This is a genomic window from Spirillospora sp. NPDC127506 (assembly GCF_040302145.1).
Lineage (GTDB): Bacteria > Actinomycetota > Actinomycetes > Streptosporangiales > Streptosporangiaceae > Spirillospora.
Genome location: NZ_JBEORG010000009.1, coordinates 119,949 through 137,405 on the forward strand (window position 1 = coordinate 119,949; position 17,457 = coordinate 137,405).

Here is a 17,457-nt window from a genome sequence, read left to right on the forward strand (position 1 = left end):
ATGTGGACAGACGACCTGCTTTTCACCTTCGCGGGGTTGATTGGATCTCCCGACCGGCGGACGTTGGCAGAACAGAGCGGACAACCGAGCCGGCCGCGCCGGTCCACGGGTGCAAGGCCCCGTACTTCAACCCCGCATGTCCGCTCGCAGGAGCGCAGGGTCAGCAGGGACTCGCGCACTGTCAGGGGAAGGTGGTTTCGATGACGATCCACCAGCAGGACCACGAGGCGCCGCGGGACGCCGGATCGACGCCGATCGAGATTCCCGCCCAGCGCGTGCGGCGCGCGGCTCCGCCGCTTCCGGAGCCCCTGCCGCGGCCGGTGCCGATCCCGGCGCCGCTGCGCACCGGGCACCGGTTCCTCGTCTACAAGCAGGACCCCTCGGTCACGGCCCTCGGCGCCCGGCTGGCGTTCATCCCGACCGTGGTGCTGAACGGCCCGACGGACGCCCGCGTCCGGACGGAGCTGCCGGGCGTCACGCCGGTGACCCGCAATGTCGGCGGCGACTTCGTGTTCGCCGCCGGGAGCCCGCAGTTCGACTGCGCGCACACGTTCGCCGTCGTCCGGCAGACGATGGCGATGTACGAGCGGCACAACGGCGGCGACCCGATCCCGTTCGCGTGGAACGTCGGCGGCAACACCGACCGCATCACGGTGTTCCCGCACGCCGGGGAGGGCGCGAACGCCTTCTACAGCCGGACGGCGAAGGCGCTGAAGTTCCTGTTCTTCACGCCGCAGGGGCAGAGTTCCGTCCTGCACACGTGCCGCTCGCTGGACATCGTCGCGCACGAGACCGGGCACGCGATCCTGGACGGCCTCAAGCCGGGCTGGCTGTCGGCCGGCAACCCGCCGCAGACGGGCGGCCTGCACGAGGCGTTCGGCGACATCACCGCGATCTTCCTCGCGCTCGCCGAGCCGGACCAGGCGGAGGCCCTCGTCGCGCTCACCAAGGCGAACCTGCACGACAAGTCGTTCCTGACGGAGCTGGCGGAGGAGTTCGGCAAGGGCCTCGGCATGCCGTCCGGGCTGCGCAACGCCGACAACGACCTCAAGCTCAGCCAGGTCGGCAACGAGGTCCACGCGATCTCCCAGGTGTTCACGGGGGCGGTCTACGACGTGCTCGCGGACGTGTTCACGTTCGAGCTGAGCCGCCAGCGGCGCACGAAGGACGCGACGATCGTGCTGATCGAGACGGCGGCCTCCCTGTGCAAGCTGGTGTTCGACGCGATCGTGGCGTCCCCGGCGACCGGCGCCCGGTACGTGGACGTCGCGAACAAGATGCTGCAGGTGTCGGCGGGCCGCGGCGACCCGGCGATCTACCGGACGTTCATCCGCAACCGGTTCGCGGTGCGCGAGATCACCACCGCGGCGACGCCGCTGCGGGACCTGCTGAGCGGGCAGATGGCGATGACCGAGCCCGGCTACACCGGCGACGGGCGGGACGTCACGGAGGTCGAGGCGCACGACGAGCAGTCGGCGAGCCTGCTGGCCGACCAGGACCGGTCGCGCTGCTGCGGCACGATGCAGATGCCCGAGTACCAGGTCGTCGCCCCGGAGAAGCTGGCCAGGCGGGGCTCCCTGGAGGACGATGACATCCTCCGGGACGAGCTGGACGAGCTGCGCCGGGCCTTCAGCAAGTGAGCACCGCCGGCGGGGAGGCGCCATGCGCGTGAAGATCGAGAGCACCGGCGGGTTCACCGGCCGGAGCGCGGTCGTCGCGCTGTACGACACCGACGCGCTCCCCGCCGGCCGGGCCGGCCGCATCCGGGAGGCCGTGGACGAGCTCGCCGCCGCGCAGGCCCGCGGCCGGGCCGGGGAGATCGGCGCCGATCTCCCCGCCTACCGGATCACAGTGGACGAGACCGGCGAGGAGCCCCGCGTGTACGAGGTGCGGGGCGACCCGGGGGCGGGCGCCCGCTCCGCGCTCGGCGCCCTCCTCCAGGACCCCGACGCGACCTGACCTGCGCGACCCGACCGGCGCGACCCGACCGGCGCGACCCGACCTGCGCGACCCGACCTGCACGACCTGACCGGCACGGGTTGGGCGCCCGCGGCGGGCCGCGGGCCGGCCAGCCGCACCCGGCGTCAGGAGACCTTGCGGTGCTCTCGGGCCGACTCGGCGGCGGCGTGGACGGCGGCGAGGTCCGCGCCCGTCGCGGCCATCGACGCGGCGGCGACCGCGCCCTCCACCAGCGGCGCGTCGGCGAGCAGGACGCCGCCGCCCGCGGCGTCCTCGATGAGCATCCTGGCGGTGAGGACGGAGCTGCCGAGGTCGGCGAGCAGCACCACGCCGTCGCCGTCGTCGGCCGCGGCGACGGCCTGCTCGACCAGGTCGACGCTGGTGCCGAGGCGGCCCTCGGAGTCGCCGCCGGCGGGTTCGACGACGGCCTTGCCGACGCCCATCGCGCGGGCGACCTCGGCGGCGCCCTCGGCGAGCGTCGGGCTGTGCGAGATGAGCACGATGCCGACCATTCAGCCCTCCCCCGTGACGTCGGCGAGCCCGCGCAGCAGCAGGGCGGTGGACGAGGCGCCGGGGTCCATGTGCCCGACGCTGCGCGGCCCCAGGTAGCTGGCCCGCCCCTTGCGCGCCTGCATCGGCACGGTGTCCTCGGCGCCCCTGGCCGCCGCGCCGGCGGCGGCGCGCACGCAGCCGGCGAGGTCCGCGCCGTCCGCGAGCGCCGCCTCGTAGGCCGCGACGGCGGGCGCCAGCGCGTCGACCATCGTCTTGTCGCCCTCGGCGGCCTTCCCGAGGTCGCGGACGCCGTCCAGGGCGGCGCGGAGCGCGGCGCCGAGCGCGGCGGCGTCCACGTCCCCGGCGTCCCCGAGCGCCTTGCCCGCGCGGCGCAGCGCCGTCCCGTAGAGGGGGCCGGACGCGCCGCCGGTCTTGGACACGATGGCCCGCCCGGCGGCGATCAGCACCTTGCCGGGCGGGGCGTCCTCCGGGAGCGCGCCGGCGGCCGCGCGGAAGCCCCGGTCGAGGTTGTGGCCGTGGTCGCCGTCGCCGATGGCCGCGTCCAGCCGGGTGAGCCGCTCGGCGTCGGCGGAGACGAGCTCGGCCGAGTGCCGGATCCAGGCGGCGAGATCGGCGGCGTTCACCGGCCCCACCGCAGCCCGGGGGTCTCGACGGGGGCGTCCCACAGCCGGGTCAGCTCGGGCGTCACCCGGCACACGGTGATCATGCAGCCGGCCATCTCCAGGCTCGTCACGTACGGCCCGACCAGGCGGCGGACGACGGTCGCACCGTGCCCCTCCAGCCACTCGGCCGCCGCCGCGTAGGCGACGTACTGCTCGATGAGCGGCGTGCCGCCCATCCCGTTCACCAGCACGAGCACCTCGGCGCCGGCGAGCGGCATGTCCGCGTCGATCGCGCTCAGCGAGGCGTCCGCGATCTGCGCGGCCGTGCCGGCCTTGACCCGTTCCCGGCCGGGCTCGCCGTGGATGCCGATGCCGAGCTCCATCTCGCCCTCGCCCAGCTCGAACGTGGGCGTCCCGGCGGCGGGGACCGTGCAGGGCGACAGCGCGACGCCGAACGACCGGCTGCGCTCGTTCACCTCCCGCGCCACCGCCGCGACGGCGTCGAGGGCGGCGCCCTCCTCGGCGAGCGCACCGGCGATCTTCTCGGCGAACAGGGTGGCGCCCGTCCCCCGCCGCCCCGCGGTGAAGGTGCTGTCCTCCACGGCCACGTCGTCGTCGATGACGACGGACACGACCTCGATGTCCTCGTCCTCGGCCAGCTCGGCGGCCATCTGGAAGTTCATGACGTCGCCGGTGTAGTTCTTCACCAGGTGGAGGACGCCGGCGCCGCCGTCGACCGCCATCGTCGCCGCGATGATCTGGTCGGGCACGGGCGAGGTGAACACCTCGCCGCAGCAGGCCGCGTCCAGCATGCCGGGGCCGACGAACCCGGCGTGCAGCGGCTCGTGCCCGGACCCGCCGCCCGACACCAGGGCGACCTTCCCGGCGCGGGGCGCGTCCGCCCGCACGACGGTGCCGTTCCCGGGGTCGACGTTCAGCGAGGGGTGCGCGGCGGCCAGCCCGCGCAGCGCGTCGGAGACCACGTCCGCCGGGGCGTTGATGAGTTTGCGCATGCTCATGCTCTACCCCCGTGCGGCGCCGCGTCCCAGGCCCAATCGGAGATCGGCGGATCCGGATAGGTTGCATCCGTGAGCTCCTCCGCCGACACGGGACCCGTGTTCCTGTACGACTGCGACACCGGCATCGACGACGCGATGACGCTGCTCTACCTGGCCTCCCTCGTCCGGGCCGGCGAGGCGGAGCTGGCGGCCGTCGGGACGGTGCACGGCAACATCGACCCGCTGACCGGCGCGCTGAACACGCTGCGCGTGCTGGAGGCGGCGGGGATCACCGGGGGCGTGCCGGTCGCGGTGGGCGCGGCCCGGCCGATGGCGCAGGACGTCCACTACGCGCTCGACTGGCACGGGACGGACGGCCTCGGCGACACGCACCTGCCCGAGCCGGCCGGGCGGCCGGTGGCCGAGCCGGCGCCCGCGCAGATCGTCCGGCTGGCCCGCGAGCGGCCCGGGGAGCTGACGCTGCTGGCGACCGGCCCGCTGACGAACCTGGGCGCGGCGCTGCTGCTGGACGACGAGCTCCCGGCGCTGGTCCGCGAGGTCGTCGTCATGGGCGGCGCGTTCGGCCACCCCGGCAACATCACGACGCACGCCGAGGCGAACATCTGGCACGACCCCGAGGCCGCCGACCTCGTGTTCGCGGCGGACTGGCCGGTCGTGCTGGTGCCGCTGGACGCGACGCACCCGACCGCCGTGCACGACGAGTGGCTCGACCGGCTGGCCGCCCACGACGGCGAGGTCGCCCGGTTCGCCGCGCGCATCCTGAAGTTCTACGAGAACGCCTACACGCCGACGCTGAAGCGCCGGGGCGCGGTCATCCACGACGCGCTCGCCGCGATGCTGGCCGTCGACCCGGGCCTCGGCGAGTACGTCCACCGCGCCGTCCGGGTGGAGCTGCGCGGCGAGCTGACCCGCGGCACGACCGTGTGGGACGCGCGCTCGCTGCCCGCCGAGGACACCCGCCGCCCGGTCAGAATCGCGGTGGGCAGCGACGTGGCGGCGTTCCAGGAGCGCCTGCTCACGGCGCTGACCTCGTTCTGACGCCCGGCCCGCGCAACGCGGCGTCTTGATCTCCGGAGGTGCCGTGATCGTCCGCGGACCTTATCGTTGAACCGTGACCAACGTTCTGGACGACAGTCAGATGCAGCGGATCCTCGTGGTGATGGCGCACCCCGACGACGTCGACTTCGGCGCCGCCGGGACGGTGGCCGGCTGGACGGACCGGGGCATCGAGGTCGTCTACCTCATGGTCACCGACGGCGACGCGGGCGGCTTCGACGACGGCATCTCCCGGGAGGAGATGGCGACCCTGCGCCGGGAGGAGCAGCGCGCGGCGGCCAAGTGCGTCGGGGTGGGGGACGTCCGGTTCCTCGGGTACTCCGACGGCCGGGTGGAGGCGACGCTCGGCCTGCGCCGCGACATCGCCCGGGTGATCCGGCAGGTGCGGCCCGACCGGGTGCTGATGCCGAGCCCGGAGCGCAACTACGAGCGGATCTACCCCAGCCACCCCGACCACCGCGCGGTCGGCTCGGCCGCGCTCGACGCCGTCTACCCCGACGCCCGCAACCCGTACGCGTTCCCGGAGCTGCTCGCCGACGAGGGCCTGGAGGCGTGGACGGCGCGGGAGGTGTGGATCAGCGGCGGCCCCGTCGTGAACCACTACGTCGACGTCACCGGCCAGTTCGAGCGGAAGGTGAACGCGCTGCGCGCGCACGTGAGCCAGACGGGGCACATGGGCGACGGGCTGCCGGAGATGCTGCGCGGCTGGATGAGCGCGAACGCCGCGGCGGCGGGCCTTCCGGAGGGCCGGCTCGCCGAGTCCTTCCAGGTCGTCGACACCGCCTGAACCCCCCGGTTCCGGTCACACCATAAATACACTCCCTCACAAGCCGTAATTAACTGCAGATCGGGCATGTACCCCATGTGACAGAACACGGGGGTTGTCATGCCGTATGAGATCGAAGTGGCCGCCACCTCCGCCGCCGCGCCGGATGTGATCTTCAAGCATCTGTGCGCCGCGGAGGCGTGGGGCGAGTGGGGCGGCTTCTGGATCCGCGCCCGGCGCGAGGCCGACGGGACCGAGCACCCCAACGGGATCGGGGCCGTCCGGTCCGTCCCGCCGTGGCGCGAGGAGGTCGTGGCCTGGGACCCGCCGCGGCACTACGGGTACGTCGCGCTGGCCGGGCCGCCGCGGCGCCGCGTCCGGGCTGACGTGACGCTGGAGCCCTGCCCGGCGGGCACGCTGATCCGCTGGCGCGGCGAGATCGACGGGTTCCCGGGCACCGGGCCGTTCACGCGGGCGGCGCTGCGCCGCCGGTTCGCCGGCTACGCGCGCCGGGTGGCCCGGCACGCCGAACGCTGTGAGCCGGGCTGCCCGGCCCGCCTTCCGGGCGTCCTCTAGCGGCTTTCCGGCCACCACGGCCGCACGGATTCGGGGGGATCGATGCGCCGTCATATCATCGTGCTCGCCTTGGCCGCGGGCGCCGCCGGGGCGGGGCTCACCGCCCACTGGATCGCCTCGGACGCACCGCAGCGCAGGAGCGGTGCGGCCGTCGGCGCCACCGGATCGATCACGGCCGGGCGGGGGGCGGCCGTGGGTGAGGACGAGGCCGGGCCGTTCGACGCCTGGGCGCTGCGCCAGGCCGTCCGCGCCTATCTCCGGACGCGGCCGGGAAGGGCCGGGGTGATGGCGAAGGACCTGCGCACCGGGCTGTCCTTCGGCGAGAACGAGAACGGCAGGTTCGTCACCGCCAGCATCATCAAGGTCGACATCCTGGCGAGCCTCGTCCTGCAGCGGCAGCGCGGCCACCGCGGCCTGAGCGCGGGGCAGCGCGAGCTGGCCGGGCGGATGATCCGCGAGAGCGACAACGGCGCGGCGGACGTCCTGTACTCGGCGGCCGGCTACGGCGACGGCGTCAGGAAGACCAACAAGGCGTTCGGGCTGAAGAAGACGAAGCCGTTCCCCACCTCGTGGGGTTCGTCCCTCACGACGCCGGGCGATCAGGTGCGTCTGCTGACGAACCTGGTCTCCGGCGAGAGCCCCATCAAGTCCTCGGGCCGCCAGTACATCCTGGGGCTGATGGGCTCGGTCATCGACGAGCAGGCGTGGGGGGTGAGCGCGGCGGCCCGGCCGGGCGACAGGGTCGCGCTGAAGAACGGCTGGGCGCCGATCCGCAACCAGGGGAACGGCTGGGCGGTCAACAGCGTCGGCCGCGTCACCGGAGGCGGCCACGACTTCCTCATCGCGGTGTGCAGCGGCGACAACCCCGCGATGGAGGCCGGCGTCTCGACGGTCGAGCACGTGGCCGAGATGGTCGTGAGCACCATGCGCGATTCGCGCTGAACGTCTCGCGCTGAACCTCTCGCTGAACGGGGCGTCCCGGGCCCGGGCGGCGGGCCGGCCGCCCGGCGGACGCCGGGGACGTCAGCGGCGCAGCGGGCGGGTGAGCTTCGTGCCCTCGTCCGCCGCCACGGCGACGCAGGTGACGGTGCGGTCACCCTGCCGCCACGACTCGTCGGTCGGGTAGTAGTAGGAGTTTGCGAGGCCGTCCGCCGCCGGATCGCGGCTGATCCTCGCCCGGGTGCGGATCTTGCAGCCGTCCGCGGCCATCTGCCGCAGCTGCGACTCCGGCGGCAGCGCGGTGCCGGGCAGCCGGAAGACCGCCGTCACCTCGCCGTCGTGCGGCGACGTGCACGGGACGATCTTGACGCTCTCGACCTGGACCGGCTCCGTCGCGGACGGTGCGGCCGCGGTCGTGCTGTCGTTGATGCAGTCGCCGAGCTTCATCTTCTGCGCGTCCACCTCCTTCGGCTTGGTCCCGGTCACGCGGGGCGCGGCTCCGGCTCCGTCGGAGGAGTCGCTGTTCGCGGCGAGGACGCCGACGGTGATGCCCGTGACGATCCAGAGCGAGGACAGGACGATGCCGGCCGTCGCGAGACCGCGCCCGCGTCCGCCGTTCCGGCCGATCTGGCTCAGCGCGATCACGCCGAGGATGATCCCGAGGACGCCGAGGCAGCCGAGCAGCCCGGTGATGAAGGCGGCGACCGCCAGGCCGTTGGTCGACTCGTTCCGGTACGGGGAGCCGTAGCCGGGGCCGGGCGGCGCCGGAGGGGGCGGAGGCGGAGGCGATGAGTAGGGCGGCTGGGAACCCGGATATCCGGGTCCGGGGGGTGGATATGCCATGACCAGCGACTGTATCGGCCGCCGATAACGGTTTAAGCCGAGATGCCTGCTATACGGCTTACACGAGCTATCGGGTCACACCAGGCGGCGGGCGGCGGCCCAGCGCGACAGCTCGTGCCGGTTCGACAGCTGGAGCTTGCGCAGCACGCTGCTCACGTGCGTCTCCACCGTCTTCACCGAGATGAACAGCTCCTTCGCGATCTCCTTGTAGGCGTAGCCGCGCGCGATCAGCCGCAGCACCTCCCGCTCCCGCTGGGTGATCTGGTCCAGCTCCGGGTCGACCGCCGGGACGTCGGTGGCGGCGAACGCGTCCAGCACGAAACCGGCGAGGCGCGGCGAGAACACCGCGTCGCCCTCCGCGACCCGGCCGATCGCGTCCGTCAGCTCCGGCCCCGAGATCGTCTTGGTGACGTAGCCGCGTGCCCCGCCCCGCACGACCCCGATCACGTCCTCGGCCGCGTCCGACACCGACAGGGCGAGGAACTTGGACGGGACGGCGCCGTGCAGCCGCCGCAGCACCTCGATGCCCCCTCCGCCGGGCAGGTGGACGTCCAGCAGCACCACGTCCGGCTGCGTCGCGCGGATCACCGCGACCGCCTCGTCCACGTCGCCGGCCTCGCCGACGATCTCGACGCCGCCGCCCAGCTCCGCCTTGACGCCCGTCCGGAACATCTGGTGGTCGTCGACCAGCACGACCCTCTTCAACGCCTCACTCACACCTGCTCCTTCGAGGGGGGACGACCCCCCACACCCCCCGGCTCGCTCCGCTCACACCATGCTCCTTCGAGGGGGGACGACCCCCCACACCCCCCGGTTCGCTCCGCTCACACCATGCTCCTTCGAGGGGGGACGACCCCGCACCGCCCGGCTCATGATTTCTTGATCTCCAAGCGGACCTCCGTGCCCTCGCCCGGCGCGGTGCGGACGGTCGCCTTGCCGCCGTTGCGCTCCATACGTCCGATGATGGACCCTCGCACGCCCATCCGGTCCTCCGGAACCTGGTCGAGGTCGAATCCCTTGCCGCGGTCGCGGATGAAGACGGCGACCTCGTCGCTGTCCACCTCCGCGTACACCGACACCGACGGCGCCTCCGAGTACTTCGCCGCGTTCACCATCGCCTCCCGCGCCGCCTGCAGCGCCGCGCCGAGCCGCTCGTCCAGCGCGGTGTCGCCCACGCACACGATCTCGACCGGCACGCCGTGGTCGTCCTCGACCTCCCCCGCGACCTCCTTGATCGCGGCGGCGAACGTCTGGTCGGGGTCGGCGCGCGGCTGGTACAGCCAGGTCCGCAGCGTCCGCTCCTGGGACCGGGCGAGCCGCTGCACCTCCCGCGTGTCGTGCGCGTTCCGCTGGATCAGCGTCAGCGTGTGCAGCACCGAGTCGTGGATGTGCGCGGCCAGCTCGGCGCGCTCCTGGGAGCGGATGCGCTCGTGCCGCTCGGCGTCCAGGTCCTGCCAGAGGCGCACCACCCAGGGCGTCACGATCACCGCGACCCCGGTCAGGATGATCGCCATCGCGATGATCACGGACCGCGCCTGGTCGGCGTCGACGTTCTGCACCACGACGCCGCCGATGCCGCCCACCACCAGCAGCAGGCCGAGCACGCTGCGCAGCCAGCGCTCGCGCAGCGGCAGCGTCCACCGCTGCCGCTGGTCGCGGTCGGCCTGCTGCCACAGGATCGCGGCGCCGACGGCGCCGACGACGAACGGCCACAGCGCCCACTGCACGACCCCGGCGGCGCCCCACGGCAGTACCGCGAGCCCCAGCGTGACCGCGACGTAGGCGAGCAGCTGGCCCCAGTCGCGGCCGCGCCGCCGCGCGGCCGGCGGGGCCTTCTCCGGCGCGGGCACGAGGATCCAGAACGCGGCGTACGCGGCGACGCCGAGCCCGCTCGCCACCGTCAGCAGCACGAACGCGGCCCGGACGAGCACCACGTCCACGCCGAGGTGGTCGGCGAGGCCGCCGCACACGCCGGCCACGAGCCTGCTCTCGGCCGAGCGCTCCAGCCGCGGCGCCCGCGCCTCGCTCGGCTCGGCGGCCGGCTGCTCGGCCATCTCCCGGCTCACGGCCGTCCCCTCCTCGGCTCTCCCACGCCATCGATCGTCACACGCCGCGGCCCGTCCCGCATCAGGGACGTACCCCGGAACCGGGCTCAGGGTCGGTTCAGGGACGTCCCCGATACCGCGCGGCCCCCGCGACGGGCGACGATGGCAGGCATGGAAGGCGAGCAGAAGACGCGAGAGCGGACGGACAGGGGCTACCAGCGGCTGACGCGGGACGCGGACCGGCGGCTGGCCGCCGGGGTGTGCACCGGCCTCGGCCGCTACACCGGAATCGACCCCGTGGTCTTCCGCGTGGGCTTCGCGATCCTCGTGCTGGCGCACGGGCAGGGCGTCCTGCTCTACATCGCGGCGGCGCTGCTGATGCCGGCGACCCCCGGCGAGTCGTCGCTCGCGGAGCAGTTCTTCAAGCGGTGGTTCGACGCGCAGGCCGTCCTGTCGATCCTGGGCGCGCTGCTGTGCGTCGGCGTCGCACTGACCCTGTTCGGCGGCGCCTACACCGACGCGCTCGCCGTCATGGTGGTGTTCGGGCTGGTACTGGTCGTCGCGCACTCGCGGGGCGCGGACCTGGTGGCCGCGGCGCGGTCGGTCCCCGAGCGGCTGGCGGGGCACCCGCCGGAGCCGTCCGCCGCGTGGACGCGGACGGAGGACATCACCGTCGGCGGCGTGTCCCTCTCCAAGAACCCGCCCGCGGAGCCGCCGGCCGGCGGGCTGCCCGGCGGCATGATCGACCTCGCCGTGTACTCCGCCACCCGCGCCGACGCCCCCGCCGGCGAGGCGCGGGCGGCGGAGAAGGCCCACGGGAAGGCCCCCGGGAAGGCCCGCGAGGGCGGGTGCGGCGGCCGGTCGCCGGCGGCCGCGATCACGCTGCTGCTGGCCATGGCCGCGGGCGCGGCGATGATCCCCGTCGCGAAGGGCCACCCGGCCCCCGACTCCTGGCTGATCGTCATGGCGCCCGCGCTCGCGGTCGTCGGGCTCGGCCTCGTCCTCGGCGGCTGGTTCCGCACGCACGGCCTCGCCACGGCGGGCACCCTGCTGACCCTGAGCATGCTGACGACGACCGTGGTGGGCGACATGCCGCGCAACGCCGAGTACGGGGACATCGACTGGCGCCCCACCGACGCGTCCCAGACGAACCAGACCTACAAGGTCGGCGTCGGCCAGGGCGACCTGGACCTCACCGCCCTCCCGATGGCCCCCGGGCAGCGCATCGTGATCGACGCGCAGGTGGGCCTCGGCGGGCTCGCGGTCACGGTCCCGGACGCCGCCCGCGTCATGGTCGACGCGAAGATCGCGCTCGGCGACCTGCGCATCCAGCACCGGACGACGAGCGGGCCGAACGCGAAGGTCACCCGCGTCCTGGAGCCGGAGACGCCGGGTGCGAACCCGCCGGTGATCGAGCTGCGGATCCGCGGCAAGGTCGGAGACGTGGACGTGCACCGTGCCTAGGAGGCGGAACGTGAACGACGACGCGACCAAGCGGTACCGGTTCGACCCGGCGGGGCCGGTGACCGGAGTGTTCTTCCTCGCCCTCGCCGGGCTGTTCCTCGCCGAGGGCCTGACGGACGAGCCCGTCCTGTCGGCCACGGTGCTGGCCCCCGCGGTGCTGATCGGGCTCGGCCTCGTCGGGACCGTCCGGGTGCTGACCCGCGGACGCCGCCGCCACCTGCGCTGACCGGACCTCCCGGCGCGTCGGAGCGCGAAGTACTGTGATTCCGACGGCACGTTACGGGATGGGGTTCGATGTCTGGGCAGACCGGGACGCCGGAGGCGGGCGGCACGGAGGTGCTGCCGGGGTCCCGCTCGGCGCTCGACCCGGGCCGCGCCATCAAGCCCGGACGGCACGGCCTCTCCCCCGAGACCGTCGCCGGCATCCAGCGCGAACGGCTGATCGACGCGTTCGTCCAGGTCGCCTCCGAGCGCGGCTACGCGCACACCACGATCAGCCGCGTCACCGAGGGCGCCGGGGTCACGAAGAAGACGTTCTACGCGCACTTCACCGATCTGGACGAGTGCTTCCTCGCCGCCTACCAGCGCGGCATGGACATCCTGCTGCGGCGCATGACGCAGGCGTACGAGGCCGCCCCCGACCGGCCCGACGGCATCCACGCGGCGCTGCGCACGCTGCTCGCCGCCCTGGCCCGCGAGCCGCGCTTCGCCCGGGTGTCGCTGGTGGAGGTGAACGCGGCGGGCCCGCAGGTCCGGCAGGCGCGGCTGGACAACCTCGCCCGGTTCCGCGCGTTCCTCACCGGCCCGTCGCTGCCGCCCGTCCCGGTCGCCGTGGTGGACGCGATCGTCGGCGGCATCTACAGCGCGATCCACGTGCAGATGGAGACGGGCGAGGCCGACGAGCTCCCGTCGCTGCTGCCGTCCCTGACCTACTTCGCGCTGCTCCCGCTGATCGGCCGCGAGGCCGCCGCCCGCTACCTCGCCGACGCGCCCCGCTGAGCTCAGCGGGCGTGCAGGCTGACCGCGAAGGCCGGCCCCGGGTTCGTGAGCGCCTGCGGGCCGGCGTGGACGCGGACCCGGTTGGCGCGCAGCGGCCGCTCGGTGACGCCGCGCTCGGTCATCGCGACGACGGCCAGCTCGCCCGCGACCAGGGTGCTGACGCCGCCGTGCACGGTCCCCCCGTGCCCGGGCGGCCAGGTGGTCAGCCAGGCCCCGCCGTCCAGCGGGACGTCCCGCGGGCGGTCGGCGTCGAACCGGACGAGCCGCCACCACTCGTCGGGGCGGGCGGCGAGCGCGCGGACGCGGGCGGCGAGCTGCCCGGCGGTCGGCGGGCGGACGGCGGCCGCGCGGCCGTGCGGGTCGTCCTGGCCGCGCATGGTGAGATCGGGAACCACGGAGAGGTCCATGGGGGAAGTCCTTCGTGTACGTGTGTCGGCCGGTCAGAGCGGGTTCAGCGACGACACGAAGGACACAGCGCGCTGGCCGCGCGGCGCAGGGCCACGGGGCGGTCGGTCGACGCGCGCAGAGTCACGCACCCAAGAAGACACTCGGTGACCGCCCGTTGTCAAACCGATCACCCCGGCCGATGATCACGTGTCGGCGGGGCGGTGGAGGCGGCGGTCCGGCGGCGCGGCGATCGTGCTGACGACGGCATCGTCGGTCCGATAACCTGGTCGGTTTTGCTTCGCGCGCAGGGGCCATGATTAGGCCAGACGTCGGTAAATAGGCGACGTCAGGGGCTAGTACGGGATTCAACCGCGGCATAGGTTCGTACCGTCGCCTTCCACGGAGGTGGCCCCGATGACGTGGCCTGACCAGCGCGCCCCGCCCAGGGGACGTCTCTTCCATGTCCACCCCGAGACGTCCCTGGGAGAAACGCATGCCACGAATCCGTGTCGAGGTCGACGGAACGACGTACGAGGACGACGTCGAGCCGCGCCTCCTTCTCGTCCACTATCTGCGCGAACGGCTGGGGAAGGTCGGGACCCCGGTCGGGTGCGACACCAGCAACTGCGGGGCCTGCACCGTCCTGATGGACGGGATGAGCGTGAAGAGCTGCTCCGTGCTGGCCGTCCAGGCGGACGGCCGCGACGTGACGACCGTCGAGGGCCTCGGCGTCGACGGCGCCCCGCACCCCATGCAGCGGGCCTTCCACGAGGAGCACGCGCTCCAGTGCGGCTACTGCACGCCCGGCATGATCATGGCGTCGCTGGATCTGCTGCGCGAGAACCCCGACCCGTCCGATGAGGAGGTCCGGGAGGGGCTCGAAGGGAACCTTTGCCGGTGCACCGGCTACCAGAACATCGTCAAGGCGGTGCGGCGGGCGGCGAGCGAGATGCGCGAGCCCGCCGGGCAGGAGGTGACGCCGTGACCGTGCAGGAGGTGGGCAGCCCGCGCAGGCGGTCGGAGGACGCCCGGCTCATCACCGGGCGGACCCGCTGGACCGACAACATGACCCCGGCGGGGACGCTGCACGTGGCGTTCCTGCGCAGCCCGCACGCGCACGCGCGGATCACGGGCGTCGACACCTCGCGCGCGAAGCAGAGCCCCGGCGTGGTCGCCGTGTTCAGCGGTCAGGACTTCGCCGACGAGCAGGGGTCGCTGCCGTGCGCCTGGGTCGTGACCGAGGACATGAAGCACCCCGACCACCCGCCCATGGCGGTGACCGAGGTGCGCTACGTCGGCGAGCCGGTCGCCTGCGTCGTGGCCCGCGACAAGGCCGCGGCCGTGGACGCCTTGGAAGAGATCGACGTCGACTACGAGCCGCTGTCCGCGGTTGTGGACATGGAGGCGGCACTGGCCGAGGGCGCCGACCTCGTCCATGAGGACCTCGGGACCAACAAGTCCTACACATGGGTGTTCGAGAACGGGGATCTCGACGCCGCGATGAGGGACGCGCCGGTCGTCATCGAGCGCCGCTACGTCCAGCAGAGGCTGATCCCCACGGCGATGGAGCCGAGGTCGGTCCTGTGCGTCCCCGACGGCGACGAGTTCACGCTGTACTCGGCCACGCAGATCCCGCACATCCTGCGGCTCATGCTGGCCACGGTCACCGGCATCCCCGAGCACCGGATCAGGGTCGTCGCACCGGACGTCGGCGGCGGCTTCGGTTCCAAGCTTCAGGTGTACGGGGAGGAGGTCATCGCGCTGCTGCTGGCCCGCAGGCTCGGCCGCCCGGTCAAGTGGTCGGAGACGCGCAGCGAAGGCAACATGACCGTCCACCACGGACGCGACCAGATCCAGCGGCTCACGCTCGCGGCCGACCGCGACGGCCGGATCCGCGGCCTGAAGGTGGACCTGCTGGCCGACATGGGGGCGTACCTCATGCTGGTCACGCCCGGCATCCCGCTGCTGGGCGCGTTCATGTACAACGGCATCTACAAGATGGACGCGCTGTCGTTCACCTGCACGGGCGTGTTCACGACGAAGACGCCCACGGACGCGTACCGGGGCGCGGGCCGTCCCGAGGCCACCTACGCGATCGAGCGCCTCATGGACGAGCTCGCGAACGAGCTGGGCATGGACCCCATCGACGTGCGGCGCCGCAACTGGATCCGGCACGAGGAGTTCCCGTACGAGACGATCGCGGGCCTCACCTACGACTCCGGCAACTACGAGGCCGCGACGGACAAGGCCCTGGAGCTGTTCGAGTACGACAAGCTCCGCGCGGAGCAGGCCGACCGGCGCGAGCGGCAGGACCCGGTGCAGCTCGGCATCGGGGTGTCCACGTTCACGGAGATGTGCGGGCTCGCGCCGTCCCGCGTGCTGGGCTCGCTGTCGTACGGCGCCGGCGGCTGGGAGCACGCGGCGGTGCGCGTCCTGCCGTCCGGCAAGGTCGAAGTGATCACGGGTTCGTCCGCGCACGGCCAGGGCCATGAGACGGCCTGGGCGCAGATCACCGCGGACAGGCTCGGCGTCCCGTTCGAGGACGTGAAGGTCCTGCACGGCGACACGGCGATCTCGCACAAAGGCATGGACACCTACGGTTCCCGCTCGCTGGCCGTGGGCGGGGTCGCGCTGTTCTCCGCCTGCGACAAGGTCGTCGACAAGGCCCGGAAGGTCGCGGCGCACCTGCTGGAGGCGTCCGAGCAGGACCTCGAGTTCACCGGCGGGCGGTTCAGCGTCCGCGGCGTCCAGGACGAGGGCAAGACGCTGCAGGAGGTCGCGCTGGCCGCGTTCGCCGCGCACGACCTGCCGGACGGCATCGAACCCTCGCTGGACTCCGACGCCACGTTCGACCCGGAGAACTTCTCCTTCCCGCACGGCACGCACCTCTGCGCGGCGGAGGTCGACACCGAGACGGGCATGGTGAAGATCCGCAAGTACGTGGCGGTGGACGACGTCGGCAAGGTCGTCAACCCGCTCATCGTGGAGGGGCAGGTCCACGGCGGGCTCGCGCAGGGCATCGCCCAGGCCCTCTACGAGGAGGCCGTGTACGACGCGGAGGGCAACCTCACGACGACGACCATGGCCGACTACCTGATCCCGTCGGCCGCGGACCTGCCGACGTTCACGACCGACCGCACCGAGACGCCCGCGACGACCAACCCCATGGGCGTCAAGGGCGTCGGCGAGGCGGGCACGATCGCCTCGACCCCGGCGGTCGTCAACGCGATCGTGGACGCGCTGCGCCCGCACGGCGTGCACGACGTGGCGATGCCGTGCACGCCGGAGCGCGTCTGGCGCGCGCTGCGCGGAGAAACGGAACCGGCCGCCGCGCAACCGGGCGCGGCGGGCGGCCTGGGCTCGGCCGGAGGTGACCAGTGATCCCCGCGACGTTCGACTACGTGCGGCCCGCCTCGGTGGACGACGCCGTCAGGGCGCTGTCCGACGCGGGCGAGGACGCGAAGGTGCTGGCGGGCGGGCAGAGCCTGATGCCGCTGCTGCGGATGCGGCTCGCCATCCCGGACGCGCTGATCGACCTCGACCGGATCGACGGGCTCCGGGAGATCCGCGACGACGGCGACGCCATCGTGATCGGCGCGATGGCGACGCACCACCAGGTGATCCGCGATCCGCTGGTGCGCGAGCACGTCCCGCTGATCGCGGAGACGACGGAGACGGTCGCCGACCCGGCCGTCCGGCACCGCGGCACGTTCGGCGGGTCGCTCGCGCACGCCGACCCGGCGGGCGACCTCCCGGCGGTCGCGCTGGCGCTGGACGCGGTGTTCCTCGTCCGGTCCGTGCGCGGCGAGCGGGAGATCCCCGCGTCGGAGTTCTTCGTCGACTGGATGACGTCGGCGATGGAGCCGGACGAACTGCTCGTGGGCGTGCGCGTGCCCAAGCTGGGCGCGGGCTGGGGCGTCCACTACGAGAAGTTCCACCGGACGGCGCAGGCGTGGGCGATCGTCGGCGTGGCGTGCGCGGTGCGCCGCAACGGCGACGGGATCGAGGACGCGCGGGTCGCGCTGACCAACATGGGCCCGGCGCCCGTGCGCGCCAGTGCGGTGGAGACCGCCGTCAGGGGCGGCCCCGCCGCGGAGGACGCGTTCCGGACGGCCGCCGCGCAGGCCGCGGAGGGCACCGAACCGCCCACCGACCTGCACGGGTCGGCGGAGTACCGGGCGCATCTGGCGACGGTGCTCACCGCGCGGGCGCTCGCCGCCGCGGCGGGCTGACCGGCACGGTTGACCGGCACGGCTGACCGGCACGGTTGACCGGCACGATCGTGCGGC

The 17,457-nt window shown here is 73.5% G+C and carries 19 protein-coding genes; 12 read left to right on the top strand and 7 right to left on the bottom strand.

Going from position 1 to position 17,457, the window contains the following annotated elements; genetic code table 11:
- The first annotated feature begins 200 nt into the window (after nt 1–200).
- Together ABTW95_RS12215 and ABTW95_RS12220 are read left to right on the top strand one after the other, a co-directional pair.
- Complete coding sequence (locus tag ABTW95_RS12215) at nt 201–1,640, top strand: hypothetical protein (protein ID WP_500226277.1); 1,440 nt, start codon at nt 201–203, stop codon at nt 1,638–1,640.
- A 22-nt stretch (nt 1,641–1,662) separates the two neighbouring features.
- Nucleotides 1,663–1,959: a protealysin inhibitor emfourin gene (locus ABTW95_RS12220; protein WP_396446654.1), complete on the top strand. Its 297-nt coding sequence runs from the start codon at nt 1,663–1,665 to the stop codon at nt 1,957–1,959.
- Between the two features lie 125 nt (nt 1,960–2,084).
- Here ABTW95_RS12220 and dhaM read toward each other — a convergent pair whose 3' ends face one another.
- Genes dhaM through dhaK form a run of 3 tightly spaced genes read right to left on the bottom strand, consistent with a single transcriptional unit; the run spans nt 2,085 to nt 4,087 of the window.
- Complete coding sequence (dhaM, locus tag ABTW95_RS12225) at nt 2,085–2,471, bottom strand: dihydroxyacetone kinase phosphoryl donor subunit DhaM (protein ID WP_396446655.1); 387 nt, start codon at nt 2,469–2,471, stop codon at nt 2,085–2,087.
- Entirely contained in the window at nt 2,472–3,095 is a 624-nt protein-coding gene (dhaL, locus tag ABTW95_RS12230; RefSeq protein WP_396446656.1) for a dihydroxyacetone kinase subunit DhaL, read from the bottom strand.
- Nucleotides 3,092–4,087, bottom strand: a complete 996-nt coding sequence (dhaK, locus tag ABTW95_RS12235; RefSeq protein WP_396446657.1) for a dihydroxyacetone kinase subunit DhaK — start codon at nt 4,085–4,087, stop codon at nt 3,092–3,094. The genes dhaL and dhaK overlap by 4 nt, the downstream gene beginning before the upstream one ends.
- A 75-nt stretch (nt 4,088–4,162) precedes the next feature.
- Between dhaK and ABTW95_RS12240 the strand changes: the two genes are divergently transcribed.
- The 4 genes from ABTW95_RS12240 to ABTW95_RS12255 all read left to right on the top strand — a co-directional run bounded on the left by ABTW95_RS12240 (nt 4,163) and on the right by ABTW95_RS12255 (nt 7,433).
- Entirely contained in the window at nt 4,163–5,131 is a 969-nt protein-coding gene (locus ABTW95_RS12240; protein WP_396446659.1) for a nucleoside hydrolase, read from the top strand.
- A gap of 100 nt (nt 5,132–5,231) precedes the next feature.
- The gene (locus tag ABTW95_RS12245; RefSeq protein WP_396446707.1) at nt 5,232–5,936 is read left to right on the top strand and encodes a PIG-L deacetylase family protein; all 705 of its coding nucleotides are present in this window, start codon (nt 5,232–5,234) and stop codon (nt 5,934–5,936) included.
- Nucleotides 5,937–6,035: 99 nt separating this feature from the next.
- Nucleotides 6,036–6,491 carry an SRPBCC family protein gene (locus tag ABTW95_RS12250; protein WP_396446660.1) on the top strand — a complete coding sequence of 152 codons (456 nt, stop codon included), beginning with the start codon at nt 6,036–6,038 and terminating at the stop codon, nt 6,489–6,491.
- A gap of 42 nt (nt 6,492–6,533) precedes the next feature.
- On the top strand, nt 6,534–7,433 hold the full coding sequence (locus tag ABTW95_RS12255; RefSeq protein ID WP_500226278.1) for a serine hydrolase: 900 nt from the start codon (nt 6,534–6,536) through the stop codon (nt 7,431–7,433).
- A gap of 81 nt (nt 7,434–7,514) precedes the next feature.
- On the opposite strand, the gene ABTW95_RS12260 is transcribed toward ABTW95_RS12255, so the two are convergent.
- From ABTW95_RS12260 to ABTW95_RS12270, 3 genes are all read right to left on the bottom strand, one after another.
- Nucleotides 7,515–8,273 carry a DUF4190 domain-containing protein gene (locus ABTW95_RS12260; RefSeq protein ID WP_396446662.1) on the bottom strand — a complete coding sequence of 253 codons (759 nt, stop codon included), beginning with the start codon at nt 8,271–8,273 and terminating at the stop codon, nt 7,515–7,517.
- A 75-nt stretch (nt 8,274–8,348) separates the two neighbouring features.
- Nucleotides 8,349–8,990, bottom strand: a complete 642-nt coding sequence (locus ABTW95_RS12265; protein ID WP_396446663.1) for a LuxR C-terminal-related transcriptional regulator — start codon at nt 8,988–8,990, stop codon at nt 8,349–8,351.
- Between the two features lie 152 nt (nt 8,991–9,142).
- On the bottom strand, nt 9,143–10,327 hold the full coding sequence (locus tag ABTW95_RS12270) for an ATP-binding protein (protein WP_500226303.1): 1,185 nt from the start codon (nt 10,325–10,327) through the stop codon (nt 9,143–9,145).
- A 162-nt stretch (nt 10,328–10,489) separates the two neighbouring features.
- On the opposite strand from ABTW95_RS12270, the gene ABTW95_RS12275 reads away from it, so the two are divergent.
- The 3 genes from ABTW95_RS12275 to ABTW95_RS12285 all read left to right on the top strand — a co-directional run bounded on the left by ABTW95_RS12275 (nt 10,490) and on the right by ABTW95_RS12285 (nt 12,781).
- A complete protein-coding gene (locus ABTW95_RS12275; RefSeq protein WP_396446664.1) occupies nt 10,490–11,782 on the top strand; it encodes a PspC domain-containing protein in 1,293 nt (430 codons plus the stop codon).
- A gap of 10 nt (nt 11,783–11,792) precedes the next feature.
- Complete coding sequence (locus tag ABTW95_RS12280; protein ID WP_396446665.1) at nt 11,793–12,008, top strand: hypothetical protein; 216 nt, start codon at nt 11,793–11,795, stop codon at nt 12,006–12,008.
- A 68-nt stretch (nt 12,009–12,076) separates the two neighbouring features.
- Nucleotides 12,077–12,781, top strand: coding sequence for a TetR/AcrR family transcriptional regulator (locus tag ABTW95_RS12285; protein WP_500226279.1), 705 nt, complete (start codon nt 12,077–12,079; stop codon nt 12,779–12,781).
- A 2-nt stretch (nt 12,782–12,783) separates the two neighbouring features.
- Here ABTW95_RS12285 and ABTW95_RS12290 read toward each other — a convergent pair whose 3' ends face one another.
- A complete protein-coding gene (locus ABTW95_RS12290; protein WP_396446667.1) occupies nt 12,784–13,188 on the bottom strand; it encodes a cysteine dioxygenase in 405 nt (134 codons plus the stop codon).
- Between the two features lie 473 nt (nt 13,189–13,661).
- Between ABTW95_RS12290 and ABTW95_RS12295 the strand changes: the two genes are divergently transcribed.
- The 3 genes from ABTW95_RS12295 to ABTW95_RS12305 are packed head-to-tail and all read left to right on the top strand — an operon-like array spanning nt 13,662 to nt 17,400.
- Nucleotides 13,662–14,153, top strand: a complete 492-nt coding sequence (locus ABTW95_RS12295; protein ID WP_396446668.1) for a (2Fe-2S)-binding protein — start codon at nt 13,662–13,664, stop codon at nt 14,151–14,153.
- Nucleotides 14,150–16,549: a xanthine dehydrogenase family protein molybdopterin-binding subunit gene (locus tag ABTW95_RS12300; protein ID WP_396446669.1), complete on the top strand. Its 2,400-nt coding sequence runs from the start codon at nt 14,150–14,152 to the stop codon at nt 16,547–16,549. Before ABTW95_RS12295 ends, ABTW95_RS12300 begins: the two co-directional genes overlap by 4 nt.
- Complete coding sequence (locus ABTW95_RS12305; protein WP_396446670.1) at nt 16,546–17,400, top strand: FAD binding domain-containing protein; 855 nt, start codon at nt 16,546–16,548, stop codon at nt 17,398–17,400. Before ABTW95_RS12300 ends, ABTW95_RS12305 begins: the two co-directional genes overlap by 4 nt.
- Nucleotides 17,401–17,457: the final 57 nt, after the last annotated feature.

Excerpts from the sequence above, each read along its gene's own strand:
- ABTW95_RS12295 (WP_396446668.1), top strand. The coding sequence starts at position 13,662 with ATGCCACGAATCCGTGTCGAGGTCGACGGAACGACGTACGAGGACGAC.
- ABTW95_RS12270 (WP_500226303.1), bottom strand. The coding sequence starts at position 10,327 with ATGGCCGAGCAGCCGGCCGCCGAGCCGAGCGAGGCGCGGGCGCCGCGG.
- ABTW95_RS12285 (WP_500226279.1), top strand. The coding sequence starts at position 12,077 with ATGTCTGGGCAGACCGGGACGCCGGAGGCGGGCGGCACGGAGGTGCTG.
- dhaK (WP_396446657.1), bottom strand. The coding sequence starts at position 4,087 with ATGCGCAAACTCATCAACGCCCCGGCGGACGTGGTCTCCGACGCGCTG.
- ABTW95_RS12255 (WP_500226278.1), top strand. The coding sequence starts at position 6,534 with ATGCGCCGTCATATCATCGTGCTCGCCTTGGCCGCGGGCGCCGCCGGG.
- ABTW95_RS12220 (WP_396446654.1), top strand. The coding sequence starts at position 1,663 with ATGCGCGTGAAGATCGAGAGCACCGGCGGGTTCACCGGCCGGAGCGCG.
- ABTW95_RS12250 (WP_396446660.1), top strand. The coding sequence starts at position 6,036 with ATGCCGTATGAGATCGAAGTGGCCGCCACCTCCGCCGCCGCGCCGGAT.
- ABTW95_RS12245 (WP_396446707.1), top strand. The coding sequence starts at position 5,232 with ATGCAGCGGATCCTCGTGGTGATGGCGCACCCCGACGACGTCGACTTC.
- ABTW95_RS12290 (WP_396446667.1), bottom strand. The coding sequence starts at position 13,188 with ATGGACCTCTCCGTGGTTCCCGATCTCACCATGCGCGGCCAGGACGAC.
- ABTW95_RS12275 (WP_396446664.1), top strand. The coding sequence starts at position 10,490 with ATGGAAGGCGAGCAGAAGACGCGAGAGCGGACGGACAGGGGCTACCAG.
- ABTW95_RS12215 (WP_500226277.1), top strand. The coding sequence starts at position 201 with ATGACGATCCACCAGCAGGACCACGAGGCGCCGCGGGACGCCGGATCG.
- ABTW95_RS12260 (WP_396446662.1), bottom strand. The coding sequence starts at position 8,273 with ATGGCATATCCACCCCCCGGACCCGGATATCCGGGTTCCCAGCCGCCC.
- dhaM (WP_396446655.1), bottom strand. The coding sequence starts at position 2,471 with ATGGTCGGCATCGTGCTCATCTCGCACAGCCCGACGCTCGCCGAGGGC.